The sequence below is a fragment of the Nocardiopsis sp. iso_238 genome (assembly GCF_056173325.1).
In genome coordinates, this window is sequence record NZ_CM149668.1 from 1,058,128 (window position 1) to 1,070,129 (window position 12,002).

At 69.9% G+C, this 12,002-nt stretch carries 10 protein-coding genes and 2 tRNA genes; 6 read left to right on the plus strand and 6 right to left on the minus strand.

What is annotated here, in order from left to right; all coding sequences use genetic code 11:
• The first annotated feature begins 94 nt into the window (after positions 1-94).
• From AC0VYL_RS04765 to AC0VYL_RS04775, 3 genes are read left to right on the plus strand one after another with little or no spacing between them, the layout of a single operon-like run.
• Positions 95-1,162 (plus strand): NAD-dependent epimerase/dehydratase family protein, encoded by a 1,068-nt coding sequence (locus AC0VYL_RS04765; RefSeq protein WP_475462949.1) that lies wholly within the window; start codon positions 95-97, stop codon positions 1,160-1,162.
• A 26-nt stretch (positions 1,163-1,188) separates the two neighbouring features.
• Entirely contained in the window at positions 1,189-1,626 is a 438-nt protein-coding gene (locus AC0VYL_RS04770) for a molybdenum cofactor biosynthesis protein MoaE (RefSeq protein WP_378748042.1), read from the plus strand.
• 55 nt (positions 1,627-1,681) lie between these two features.
• Complete coding sequence (locus AC0VYL_RS04775) at positions 1,682-2,749, plus strand: YlbL family protein (protein ID WP_475483471.1); 1,068 nt, start codon at positions 1,682-1,684, stop codon at positions 2,747-2,749.
• A gap of 162 nt (positions 2,750-2,911) precedes the next feature.
• Here AC0VYL_RS04775 and AC0VYL_RS04780 read toward each other — a convergent pair whose 3' ends face one another.
• The gene (locus AC0VYL_RS04780; protein WP_475459598.1) at positions 2,912-3,439 is read right to left on the minus strand and encodes a PPA1309 family protein; all 528 of its coding nucleotides are present in this window, start codon (positions 3,437-3,439) and stop codon (positions 2,912-2,914) included.
• A 254-nt stretch (positions 3,440-3,693) separates the two neighbouring features.
• On the opposite strand from AC0VYL_RS04780, the gene AC0VYL_RS04785 reads away from it, so the two are divergent.
• The 3 genes from AC0VYL_RS04785 (at position 3,694) to AC0VYL_RS04795 (ending at position 7,268) form a co-directional block, all read left to right on the plus strand.
• Positions 3,694-6,672, plus strand: a complete 2,979-nt coding sequence (locus AC0VYL_RS04785) for a UPF0182 family membrane protein (RefSeq protein ID WP_475459601.1) — start codon at positions 3,694-3,696, stop codon at positions 6,670-6,672.
• A gap of 167 nt (positions 6,673-6,839) precedes the next feature.
• Positions 6,840-6,916 (plus strand) — tRNA-Met (locus AC0VYL_RS04790).
• Positions 6,917-7,191: 275 nt separating this feature from the next.
• Positions 7,192-7,268: transfer RNA gene (locus tag AC0VYL_RS04795), tRNA-Met, on the plus strand.
• A gap of 116 nt (positions 7,269-7,384) precedes the next feature.
• Here AC0VYL_RS04795 and AC0VYL_RS04800 read toward each other — a convergent pair.
• From AC0VYL_RS04800 to hisN, 5 genes are all read right to left on the minus strand, one after another.
• Positions 7,385-8,104 (minus strand): ABC transporter ATP-binding protein, encoded by a 720-nt coding sequence (locus AC0VYL_RS04800; protein ID WP_475482431.1) that lies wholly within the window; start codon positions 8,102-8,104, stop codon positions 7,385-7,387.
• On the minus strand, positions 8,105-9,136 hold the full coding sequence (locus tag AC0VYL_RS04805) for a permuted SH3 domain-containing protein (protein WP_475482432.1): 1,032 nt from the start codon (positions 9,134-9,136) through the stop codon (positions 8,105-8,107).
• Between the two features lie 9 nt (positions 9,137-9,145).
• Positions 9,146-10,381 carry an ABC transporter permease gene (locus AC0VYL_RS04810; protein WP_475459610.1) on the minus strand — a complete coding sequence of 412 codons (1,236 nt, stop codon included), beginning with the start codon at positions 10,379-10,381 and terminating at the stop codon, positions 9,146-9,148.
• A 176-nt stretch (positions 10,382-10,557) separates the two neighbouring features.
• Positions 10,558-11,085 (minus strand): hypothetical protein, encoded by a 528-nt coding sequence (locus AC0VYL_RS04815; RefSeq protein WP_475482433.1) that lies wholly within the window; start codon positions 11,083-11,085, stop codon positions 10,558-10,560.
• A gap of 57 nt (positions 11,086-11,142) precedes the next feature.
• Positions 11,143-11,952, minus strand: a complete 810-nt coding sequence (gene hisN / locus AC0VYL_RS04820) for a histidinol-phosphatase (protein ID WP_475459615.1) — start codon at positions 11,950-11,952, stop codon at positions 11,143-11,145.
• Positions 11,953-12,002 lie beyond the last annotated feature (50 nt).

Genomic DNA, 12,002 nt, shown 5'->3' on the forward strand with positions numbered 1-12,002 from the left:
TCTCCACTGTCACGTTAGCTGGGAGTCGCCCGGAGTGAATACCGAAAGCAGCCAGGTTCGCCCACAGCACAGCCCCTCGGATCGGGCGGGCATGGTGGTGGCGGTCACCGGTGCCGCCTCCGGAGTGGGCCGACTCCTCGTGCAACGCCTGGCCGCCCCAGAAGGTTCCATCTCGGCGCGTGAGGTCGTGGCGATCGACGACGAGTTCGCCGACCTGCGCGGGGTGACCTGGCGCATCGCGGACGTCCAGGACCCGGGCCTGGTCTCCCGCCTGCACGGGATCGACGTCCTCGTGCACACCGCCGACGACCGCTCGCTGGAGACCAGGCCGTCGTCGCGCCGGGCGCACAACATCCGGGCCGCGCAGACCGTCCTGACGGCGGCCGCCGCCGCGGGCGTCCCGCGCGTCCTCCTCATCACCAGCACCATGGTCTACGGCGCGGCCCCCGACAACCCGGTCCCGCTGCCCGAGAACGCCACCCGCGTCTCGGACAACAGCGAGGGCCTCATGGGCGACTTCGCCGAGGTCGAGGAGCTGGCCGAACGCGCCCGCAGGGCCCACCCGGGCCTGAGCGTCACCGTGGTGCGCCCCGCGCCGCTCGTCGGCCCCGAGCTGGACACCCTCCTCAGCCGCCACTTCTCCGCGCCCCGGCTGCTCACCGTCAAGGGCCACGAACAGCACTGGCAGTTCTGCCACGAGGACGACCTCGCCTCCGCGCTCGCCTTCTGCGCCCTGCACGAGGTGACCGGCACCGACGGGGTCGTCGCCGTGGCCAGCGAGGGCTCACTCACCCAGGGGGAGGTGGAGGAGATCGCGGGGATGAAGCACTTCGAGGTGCCCGCCAACCTCGCCTTCGGGGCCGTCCGCCGCCTCCACCAGGCCCGCATCACCCCGGCCGCCGCCGGAGAGATCAAGTTCCTCGTCTACCCCTGCGTGGTGGACGGCGCCTCCCTGCGCGAGGCCGGGTGGAAGCCCGACCACGACAACGAGTCGGCGCTGGCCGCCCTGCTGGACTCCAAGAGCGGCAAGCACGCCATCGCCGGGCGCAGCCTCGGACGCAAGGAGGTCACCATCACGGCCGCCGGCGCGGCCGGTGCGGCGGCCGCCGCCATCGGCACCGCCGCCGCCATCCGCCATCTGCGCAAGCGCGGGAAGTCCTGATCCGTGCCGCTTGATACGGTTCCCGGGTGGATCAGATCACTCTCGCGGCCGTACGCGACACGCCCCTGTCCGTCGACGAGGTCCTGGCGGCCGTGGCCGACCCCAGGGCGGGCGGCACGGCCGTCTTCATCGGCACCGTGCGCGACCACGACCACGGGCGCGACGTCGCGGCCCTCTCGTACTCGGCCCACCCGACCGTCGAGGCGCAGCTGCGCGTCGTCATGGAGAAGGTGCTGAGCGACACCACCGCCCCGGACCGCCCGGTCGTGCGGATGGCCGCCACACACCGCGTCGGGGACCTGGAGATCGGTGACCTCGCCGTGGTCGTCGCGGCCTCCGCCGCCCACCGCGAGGAGGCCTTCGCGGCCTGCCGCAGGCTCATCGACGACCTCAAGGCCCAGGTGCCCATCTGGAAGAACCAGGCCTTCGAGGACGGCGGGACGGAGTGGGTCGGCTCGCCCTGAGTCCTCCCGTCCAGGTCCCGAAGGGCTCTAAGGTGTCAGCATGGTTCGTCGTGTCATGACCCTTGTCGCCGCTCTCGTCCTGCTTGCCGGGCTCGGGTACGGCAGTCTCCACCTGCCCATGCCCTACCTCGTCGCGGCCCCGGGCGTCACCCTGGACACCCTGGGACAGCAGGAGGACGGCGTGCCCGTCATCGGTGTCGAGGGCGCCGAGAACTACGAGCACGACGGATCGCTCTCCATGGTGACCGTCCAGTACGCGGGCGGACCGGACCACCGGCTCAACCTCTTCACGCTGGTGACCGCGTGGCTCTCACCGAGCCAGGCCGTCCTGCCGGAGGAACTGCTGTTCCCGGCCGGACGCTCCCAGGAGGAGGTCACCGAGCGGCAGACCGTCCAGATGAACGACTCGCAGACCGACGCCACCGCCGCCGCCCTCAACCAGCTCAACATCGACTACGAGGCGGTCCCGCTGGTGGCCGACACCGTCGCGGACATGCCCGCCGACGGCGTCGTCGAGCCCGGCGACCGCATCATCGAGGTGGACGGCGAGAAGGTGCCCACCCACACCACCGGGGCCGACACCGAGGAACTGGTCGGCAGCTCCTACGTGGTCGAACGGGTCGGAGACCGCGAGTCCGGCGAACCGGTCTCCCTCGTCCTGGAGCGCGACGGCGAGGAGGTCGAGGTCGACATGGACACCGTCGCGGGCGAGGAGGGCAACGCCGCCGTGGGCGTCCTCATCGCGGACGACATGGACTTCCCCGTCGACATCTCCATCTCCGTGGGCGAGATCGGCGGCCCCAGCGCGGGCATGATGTTCTCCCTGGGCATCATCGACCGCCTCAGCGAGGACAGCATCACCGGAGGAGCCAGGATCGCCGGTTCCGGCACCATCACCTCCGACGGCCAGGTCGGCGGGGTCAGTGGCATCCCGCAGAAGATGGTGAGCGCCAAGCGCGACGGCGCCGAGTACTTCTTCGTCGCCGCCGACAGCTGCTCCCAGATCTCCCAGTCCGCCGCCTACGGCGACCTCGACGTCGTCCGGGTCGAGACCCTCACCGACGCCATGGACGCCCTGGAGGTCATCCGCGGGGGAGAGGGCGAACTGCCGCGCTGCGAGTAGCAGTGTTTTCCTTGCATCTCCGCTTCGCTTCGATGCGTGTTCGGCGCCTTTGCAGAGGGGTTGGGGCGTACAGAGAGGAAGCACGCCTGGGGCTGAGGCGAACATGTGGGTATGAGAGGACCCCCGGACCGTGTGGTCCGGGGGTCCTTCGTACGGGTGGGGTCAGCTCTCCTTCTCGGGGAGCTCCTCGTCCAGGTCGAGGGTGAGGGCGAGCGCTGAGGTCAGGGCCGGGATCAGGTCCGGGCCGTTGAGCACCTCGGTCTCGCTGTCATGGCTGCGCATCCGCATGGCGCAGTGCCGCGAACCGTCCCGCAGCACGCCCGCGACCATGCGGATCTCCTCGGTCTCCTTGCCGGAGGCGGAGGGGTCCTCACCGGCGGCCAGGGTCTCGTCCGAGCCCTTCACCACCAGGCGCTCCATGACCAGTGCGCACCCGGCCACGCCCTCCGGCCACAGGATGCGCCCCAACGCCTCCTCCAACGGCACGTCCGGGGACAGCGCCTCCTGCTCGACCGGGGTCAGCTCGTCGGGGTCGGCCGGGGAGGCGATCCCCAGCATGCTCGCCAGAGCGGGCTCCGCCGCCAGCAGCTCCGAGGTGGGGACCAGGGCGTACAGGCCCAACGGGCGGTCCCACCCCTGCTCGGCGGCGTGGCGTTCCAGGTCCATGACTGCTTCGCGAATGTTCGACACGTTTCCATGGTCCCCGATGTGGGAACCTCGCCGGGCCCGTTCGGCGGCAGTAGGGTCGCAAGGTGCCCTCCGGTTGCGACTCCGATACACCAACGATGCAGCCTTGTCACCGGGTGGAGGGTGATTTCGGGAACCCGACGGCCACCGATTAAGTTTTCAGTAATGAAGGCGCCACACGCGCAACCAACGCACCTACCAAGCCAGAACGAGGGGGAGGCGTGAGCTTCCGATCGCCCGGCGCACCACCTGCGCGTATGCCTCGCCGATCAAGGTTGCTCGCGCCAGTCGCGGCGACCGTGGTCGTTATCATCGCGGGACTGATGTTCGCCGCGAACTTCTGGACCGACTTCAAGTGGTTCAGCTCCGTCGGCTACACCTCGGTCTTCCTGACCGAGCTGTGGACCCGGGTCCTGCTCTTCGCCGTAGCGGCGCTCGTGATGGCCGTCATCGTCGGCGCGAGCATCTTCTTCGCGTACCGGGCCCGGCCCGGTGTCAGACCGATGAGTCTGGAGCAGCAGGGCCTGGACCGCTACCGGCAGTCCATCGACCCGCACCGCAAGCTCTTCTTCTGGATCGCCGTCGGCGCCCTGGCGCTCCTGGCCGGAGCGGCCGCCAGCGGTGACTGGCGCTCCTACCTGCAGTTCGTCAACGGAGTCGACTTCGGGGTGAACGACCCCGAGTTCGGCATGGACGTCGCGTTCTTCGCGTTCACCTACCCGTTCCTGCGCATCCTGCTCGGCTACCTGTACGCGGCCGTCATCCTGGCCTTCATCGCCGCCGTGATCGTGCACTACCTGTACGGCGGCGTCCGCCTCCAGAACGACTCCGGGCAGCGCGCCACCCCTGCCGCCCGCGTGCACCTGTCGGTGCTGCTGGGCCTGTTCGTACTCCTGCGCGCGGGCTCCTACTGGCTGGACCGCTACGGGCTGGTGTTCTCCGACCGCGGCTACACGTTCGGTGCCTCCTACACGGACGTGAACGCGGTCAAGACCGCCCTGACCATCCTCACCGTCATCTCGGTGATCTGCGCGGTCCTGTTCTTCGCCAACATCGTCTTCAAGAACACGATGATCCCGGTGGCCTCCCTCGGACTGCTCGTGCTGTCCGGCGTGGTCGTCGGTGTGGCCTACCCCGAGATCGTGCAGCGCTTCCAGGTCGACCCGAACGAGCAGCGCCTGGAGAGCCCGTACATCGAGCGCAACATCGAGAACACGCGCGAGGCGTACGGGATCGCCGACGCCGAGGTGGAGACCTACGACGCCACCACGGAGCTCACCCCGCAGGAGCTGGCGGCCGAGGCCGACACCATCCCCAGCGTGCGTCTGGCCGACCCGGCCGTGGTCTCGCAGACCTTCCAGCAGATGCAGCAGGTCCGAGGCTTCTACCAGTTCCCGGACGTGCTGGAGGTGGACCGCTACCCGGACGCCGAGGGCAACCTGATCGACACGATCGTCGCGGTCCGCGAGCTGGACGGCCCGCCCGCCGACCAGGACAACTGGCTCAACCGCCACCTGATCTACACCCACGGCTTCGGCATGGTCGCCGCCGCGGGCAACCTGATCGACAACGAGGGCCGTCCGGTCTTCACCGAGTACAACATCCCGCCGCGCGGTGAACTGAGCGAGGTCGCGGGCGAGTACGAGCCGAGGATCTACTACGGCCGCGAGGGCGCCGAGTACGTCATCGTCCAGGCGGAGGAGGAGTACGACCACCCGGTCGACCCCGCCTCGGACGAACCCGAGGTCCCGACGCTGGAGGACGCGGTCGACGCGAGCCCGAGCCCGGACGAGGCCCGCGCGCCCGCCGACGGCGCGGAGGAGAGTCCCGCAGAGGAGGCCCCCGCCGAGGACGCCGAGGCCACGGACGAGGGCGCCGAGGAGAGCACCGGCGGTGACTCCCAGGAGTACAACCGCTACGAGGGCGATGGCGGCGTCGAGCTCAACAACTTCTTCGACCGCATCCTGTACGCGATCAAGTACCAGGAAACGAGCATCCTGCTCAACAGCGCCATCACCAGCGACTCGCGGATCATCTACGAGCGCGACCCGCTGGACCGCGTGGAGAAGGTCGCTCCCTTCCTCACGGTCGACAGCCGCCCCTACCCGGCGGTCGTCGACGGCAGGGTCCTGTGGATCGTCGACGGGTACACCACGTCCGACGGCTACCCGTACGCCAACCGGATCGACTTCACGCAGGCGGTGACCGACACCTTCACCGACGGTTCGGCGCAGCAGGTCGGCGCGCTGCCCGGCAACGAGGTCAACTACATCCGGAACTCGGTGAAGGCCACCGTCGACGCCTACGACGGAACCGTCACCCTGTACGGCTGGGACGAGGAGGACCCGGTCCTCAAGACGTGGGAGGGTGCCTTCCCGGGCGCCATCACCGACAAGGACGAGATGAGCGACGAGCTCGTCCAGCACCTGCGCTACCCGGACGACCTGTTCAAGGTGCAGCGCGAGATCATGCGTGAGTACCACGTCACCGACGCCGCCGCCTACTACGGCGGTCAGGACTTCTGGTCGGTCCCGAACGACCCGACCCAGGAGGGCGAGGTCTCCGAGCCGCCCTACCGCCAGACCATCAACTACCCCGGTGCCGACGAGCCCAGCTTCTCGCTGACCACGACGTTCGTGCCGCGCGGTCGTGAGAACCTGGCCGCGTTCATGGCGGTGGACAGCAACCCGGAGTCCGAGGACTACGGCAAGCTCAAGCTGCTGGAGCTGCCCCGGAGCACGGTGATCTTCGGTCCCGGCCAGGTGCAGAACGCGTTCGACTCGGACGCCGACGTGCGTGAGGTCCTGCTCCCGCTGGAGCAGTCCAACGCCGAGGTGACCCGGGGCAACCTGCTGACCCTGCCGTTCGCCGGCGGCCTGCTCTACGTGGAGCCCCTCTACGTGCAGGCCGGTGGTGGCGGAGCCGCGTCCTTCCCGCTGCTCCAGCAGGTCATGGTCGGCTTCGGCGAGGAGGTCGCCATCGGCAGCAACCTCCAGGACGCCCTGAACAACCTGTTCGAGGGCGGAGAGGGCCCGCTGCCCGACCCGGAGACGGAGGAGGGCACCTCCGAGGAGGAGACCTCTGAGGGCGGCTCGGGCGGAGGCGACCCGAGTGACCTCACCGAGGCCCTCAACGAGGCGGTCGAGGCCTGGGAGGAAGCCCAGGAGTCGAACGACGAGGCCAACGAGCGCCTGCGTGAGGCCCTTGAGGCCCTGGAGGAGGCCGCGGGCAACTAGTCCGTAGCCGTACCGACCGCCCCTCGGGGCGCCGAGTACGACGGGGCGGGACCTGCCGGGTCCCGCCCCGTTCCCGTGTCCGGGGGCGCGGGAGGCCGGGCGGGGGAGGGCCCGCGCAGGTCGATTTGGCTTTCCCGCCGGGGCGCGCTAATCTGAAGACACAACGACGCGGGGTGGAGCAGTTCGGTAGCTCGCTGGGCTCATAACCCAGAGGTCGCAGGTTCAAATCCTGTCCCCGCTACCAAGATCGGACCCGGGAGAAATCCCGGGTCCGGTGCTTTTCCCGGCCATCTGTTCCGACAGGTGATTCGGGAAGCGCATATCGGTGGCTCTTCGGTCGCCAATATGTGTGCGCGGCGAAAATGCCGGTGCGGACCGCGAGGAAAGCCTGGTAGAGTAGCCAATAGGCCTGGTCGGGAAGCTGACCGGGACGAACGGGTGGATCTCCGATCGGTTCAGTTTCACAAAGAGCCGATTTGCCACCTGGGGCGAAAGGCCCTAAAGTAGAGATCACAACGACGCGGGGTGGAGCAGTTCGGTAGCTCGCTGGGCTCATAACCCAGAGGTCGCAGGTTCAAATCCTGTCCCCGCTACCAAGAAAGAGAAGCGCCGGGTGGAGGAATCCACCCGGCGCTTTCTTCGTGTTCCCACGCCATGGGGAAAGGAGCGTTCCCCGGTGCCGCCTGGGGAAGAGGCGGCACCGGGGTCCGGTTCAGCGGGTGCGGCCCTCCACCAGCTCCACCACGCGGTCGGCGCGCTCAGCGACCTTGGAGTCGTGTGTCACCACGACCACCGCCGCGTCGCGCTCCCGGGCCTGGTTGATCAGCTGGTCCATGATCATGGTGCTGCTGGCCGCGTCCAGGGCGCCCGTGGGCTCGTCCGCGAGGATGAGCGCGGGTTCCCGGCTCAGCGCCCGTGCCAGGGCCACACGCTGCTGCTCACCGCCGGACAGCTGGTGCGGTTGGGAGTTGAGGCGGTGCCCCAGCCCCACCGACTCCAGCAGCTCCTTGGCACGGCTGCGGCGGCGCAGCACCGGCACACCGCCGAGCACCATCGGAACGCCCACGTTGGCCAGGGCCGAGCGCCGCTCCAGCAGGTGGAACTGCTGGAACACGAAACCGATCCCGTCGCCGCGCAGCCGCGACATCCGGCCCTCGCGCAGGGGCGTGGTCTCCACGCCGTCGAACACGTACGAGCCGGTGCTCGGCTTGTCCAGCAGACCCAGGACGTTCAGCAGGGTCGACTTGCCCGACCCCGACTGGCCCACGATGGCCACGACCTCGCCCCGGGCGACGTCGAAGGTGCAGTCGTGCAGCACGTCGATCCGGGTCCCCGACACCATGAAGTGCCTGGTCAGGTCCTGCACCTGGAGGAGCGGGGGGCCGGGTCGGCGCGGCGCCACGACCGAGGGGTAGGGAGCGTCGGCGGTCATCTAGCCACCCATCCCGTGGAGCTCCTCGTCGAAGTCCTCCTCGGACTCCGCACCGGGGACGTCGAAGCGCGGGTCCAGAGGCACCGGGTCCATGATGGTGTCGCCCACCTCCAGACCACCCGTGACCTCGACGAACTGGCCGTCGGACAGGCCCAGGGTGACCTCGCGGGGCTCCTCGGAGCCGTCCTCGGCCACCACAAGCACCTCGCCCTCCTCGGAGGTGCCGCGCACGGCGGTCACCGGGATGACCACGACGTCCTCGGCCTCGCCGGTGCTCACCGACATCTGCCCCTGGACGCCGTCGAACACCTGGAGGTCGGCGGGGACGCGGCAGGACAGTTCGGCGCCGCCTCCGCCACCCTCGGTCTCCTCCCCGAACTCGTCCTGCGCGGACTGCTCGGCGGGAGCGCCGCCCTCGCCCGAACCCAGGGAGATGAACGAGCACTCCGAGGCGGGCGGACCCTTGTCGATCTTCAGCATGATGTCGTCGGGGTCCTCGTAGAGCCGGTACAGGTCGTTCGCGGGGACCGTGGCCACTGCTCGGAACTGGTCCGGGGCGACGGTCGCCACGGTCGCGCCGGGCTCCAGGACGTCACCGACCTGCACGTCGCCCATGCCCTTGATCGTCCCGGCCGTGGGCGCGTACAGGGAGACCTCGGTGAAGGCGGCGGCCTCCTCGCCCTCCTCGTCCGCGCCCGCGGTGGTCTCGGCGGGCACCTTCACGTTGATGATCGGAGCGCCGTTCTCCACCGCGTCGCCGTTGTTCAGCCACAGGTGGGTGACGGTGCCGCCCTTGGGGGCCTTGAGCGCCCTGCCCGGCTCCGGGCGCACCGTGGCGTCGAGCACCAGCAGGGAGCTCACCGTGCCCAGCTCGACCTCGATCGGGGCGCCGCCGACGTCCACCGCCGCTTCACCGAGGAACTCCTCCTCGTCCGCTCCGGAACCTCCGAAGCTGGACAGCAGGAAGTAGCCCGAACCGAGCAGTCCCAGCACCAGGGTGACGGCCGCGCCGATGATGATCCACTTCTTCACTTGTGTCTCCTATTCCCGCAGCCCGGCGACGACGGACGCGCGCAGCGCCCGGATCGCGGGGATGATCCCGGCCAAGAGCCCGACGACGGCCGCGCTGCCCAGTCCGACCAGCGCGGCGGAGGGCGGAACGGTCATGCTGATGTCGGGTGGCAGCCACATGAGGTTTCCGATGACCACCGAGGCCACGGCGACCAGCAACCAGGACAGGGCGAGGGCGATCAGACCGGCGACGACCGCGACCACCACCGCCTCCATCACCACGGCCACGAACAGGGTGAACCGGCTCGCGCCGAGCGCCCGGTAGGTGGCCAGTTCCCGGCGCCGCTCCCGGACCGTGACGAGTCCGACGTTGAGGACGCCGAGCAGGCCCGTGGACAGGGTGATCACCGCGACCCCGATCAGCCCGATCGAGAGGTAGCCGATGAGCTCGTCGGTCATCTCCGAGTTGTCGGTGCGGTAGGCCATCAGGCTGTCCCGGCTGTCGACCCCCCAGCGCCAGCTCGCCGAGACGAGGCGGTCGGTGAACTCCTCACCGAAGTCCATCTCCGCGGCGGCGGAGTCCGCGGGGTCGATCCGCGTCACGTAGGTGACCTGTGAGGCCGTGGGCCTCTCGGGGGACCACTCGGGGCCGAAGAGGATCTCCCCGGTGGAGGGCGCGTTCAGCAGGTAGGCGCTGTACCAGCCCCGTTCGTAGACGGAACCCTGGGTGACGCCGACGATTCGCACGTCCGACCAGCGGCCGTTGCCGAGCTGGACGTCCGCGAAGTCGCCCAGTTCCTCCGCCAGGGCCTCGTTGACCACCAGCACCGGTGCGCGCGACTCCAGGTCGGCCTCGGTGAACCACCGGCCCTGGGTGAGGTTGATCCGGCGGATGTCACCGAGCGCGACGTCGACACCGATGATGTCGACGTCGCCGAAGACCTGGTCGCCCTGGCGGAGCGGAGGCGGGGACTCGGACCGGGTGTGGACCGAGACCTCCAGCCCGCCCGCGCGGCCGAGGTCCTCCTCGAACGCGTCGAGGTCGGTGACCTTGTCGAAGACGGTGACCTCCATGGTCGCCGCCCGACCGGCGTTGGCCTCACCGAAGGCGGTGGCGTAGCGCTGGCCGAGTTCGCCGGCGGTGACCACCATGATGAGGGCGCCGACACCGACGACGATGCCCGCGCAGGAGAGGATGGTTCGGGCCACGTTGGCTCGGGAACCGGCGAAGGCCAGCACGATCCCAGCTTTGAGGGAACGCAGCATGGAGCCCCTTCCCGTGTGTCTGTGGAGCCCGGCGCGGCGAGGGGCGGCGCCGGGTCGCCCCGCGTTGCGCGGGGTTTCACCAGACCCATCGCCATTGCGGGGGGTTTCGGTTCAGACCGGGAGGATTATTCTCTTGGCCGTTCCCGGCCACACGGGGTCACGACGAAGGGGGCGGCCTACTCGACCTCGAAGCCGTCGCAGGTGATGGGTGCTCCGGTGCCCGCGTCCGACCACACCACCGTGTACACGCCGGTGGTGAGATCCGCGGCACCGTCGAAGGCGTCCGGGTAGTCCAGGCGGGCCCAGTCGCCGCCGGACGGATCGGCCTCGGCGGTGGAGCTCTCCCCGGCGGGGTCGGTCACCGTGGCGGCGACCGGGCCGGAGTGCCCGCCCTCGGAGTCGGAGAGACCCAGTTCCACCGGATCCCCGTCCGCCACGGCCTTGCGGGGGGCCTCGCTGCGCCAGCCGCCCGGGAGCCCCGGGTCCACGGCGGGGGAGCAGGTGTAGCGGGCGGGGTCGAACAGGGTGTCGGGCACGCCGAGCCCGAGCGGGCCCGAGGCGGCGGAGTCGCGCACGGTGTCCGCGATCATCTCGCTGAGCTGCTGCGGGGTGTGGCCGTGGCCCTGGCCGCACCCCGTGGCCAGGAGGAGGGCCGCCGCGCACAACGCGACAGCGCGGCGTCGATGCGTTGTCTTGGTCAGCACACAGCGCACGCTACTACTGAAAGTAATCGCGCAGGTGCTTTTCGTGGTTGCCGGTGGCTATTCCGGACGGCGCAACGGGGTCGGACCGCCGTTGAGCCAGGTGAGCGCCTGGTCGTGGACGGCACCGTTGGTGCACACCAGGGGGCCGCCGTCCTCGAAGCCGTCGCCGCGCAGGTTGGTGGCGCGACCGCCGGCCTCCTCCAGGATGATCGGCAGCGGGGCCGCGTCCCAGAGCGAGAGCTCGGGCTCGGCCGCGATGTCCACCGTGCCCTCAGCGACCATCACGTGGGACCAGAAGTCACCGTAGGCGCGGGTCCGCCACACGGACCGCGTCAGCCCCAGGAACGACTCCAGCCGCCCCTGTTCCTCCCAGCCGCTCAACGACGAGAAGCTCAGCGAGGCGTCCGAGAGCTCCTGGACCTTGGAGACCTGGCAGCGGGAGGCCTTGGACAGGCTGCGGCCGGTCCAGGCGCCGCTTCCCTTCGAGGCCCACCAGCGGCGATGCAGCGCCGGGGCCGACACCACGCCGACCACCGGGCGGTCGCCCTCCAGCAGGGCGATGAGCGTGGCCCACACGGGGACGCCGCGCACGTAGTTCTTGGTGCCGTCGATGGGGTCGATGACCCACACGCGGTTGCTGTTGCCGCTGCGGCCGTACTCCTCGCCCACGACCGCGTCGCGCGGTCGGGCGCGGGAGAGCACCCCGCGGAGGGTCTCCTCGACCATGCGGTCGGCCTCGGTCACCGGGGTGAGGTCCGGCTTGGTGTCGACCACCAGGTCGAGGGCGCGGAACCGCTTCACCGCGATGTCGTCGGCAGCGTCGGCGAGCACGTGGGCCAGCCGCAGATCATCGTCAAAGGACACCATGGCCGGTAACGCTACCGTCCCGGGCACGAACATGCCCAAAGCGCCGCCCC

Bases quoted from the DNA above. Each gene is read 5' to 3' on its own strand.
- AC0VYL_RS04775 (WP_475483471.1), top strand. From the start codon at position 1,682: ATGACCCTTGTCGCCGCTCTCGTCCTGCTTGCCGGGCTCGGGTACGGC.
- AC0VYL_RS04785 (WP_475459601.1), top strand. From the start codon at position 3,694: ATGCCTCGCCGATCAAGGTTGCTCGCGCCAGTCGCGGCGACCGTGGTC.
- AC0VYL_RS04800 (WP_475482431.1), bottom strand. From the start codon at position 8,104: ATGACCGCCGACGCTCCCTACCCCTCGGTCGTGGCGCCGCGCCGACCC.
- AC0VYL_RS04810 (WP_475459610.1), bottom strand. From the start codon at position 10,381: ATGCTGCGTTCCCTCAAAGCTGGGATCGTGCTGGCCTTCGCCGGTTCC.
- hisN (WP_475459615.1), bottom strand. From the start codon at position 11,952: ATGGTGTCCTTTGACGATGATCTGCGGCTGGCCCACGTGCTCGCCGAC.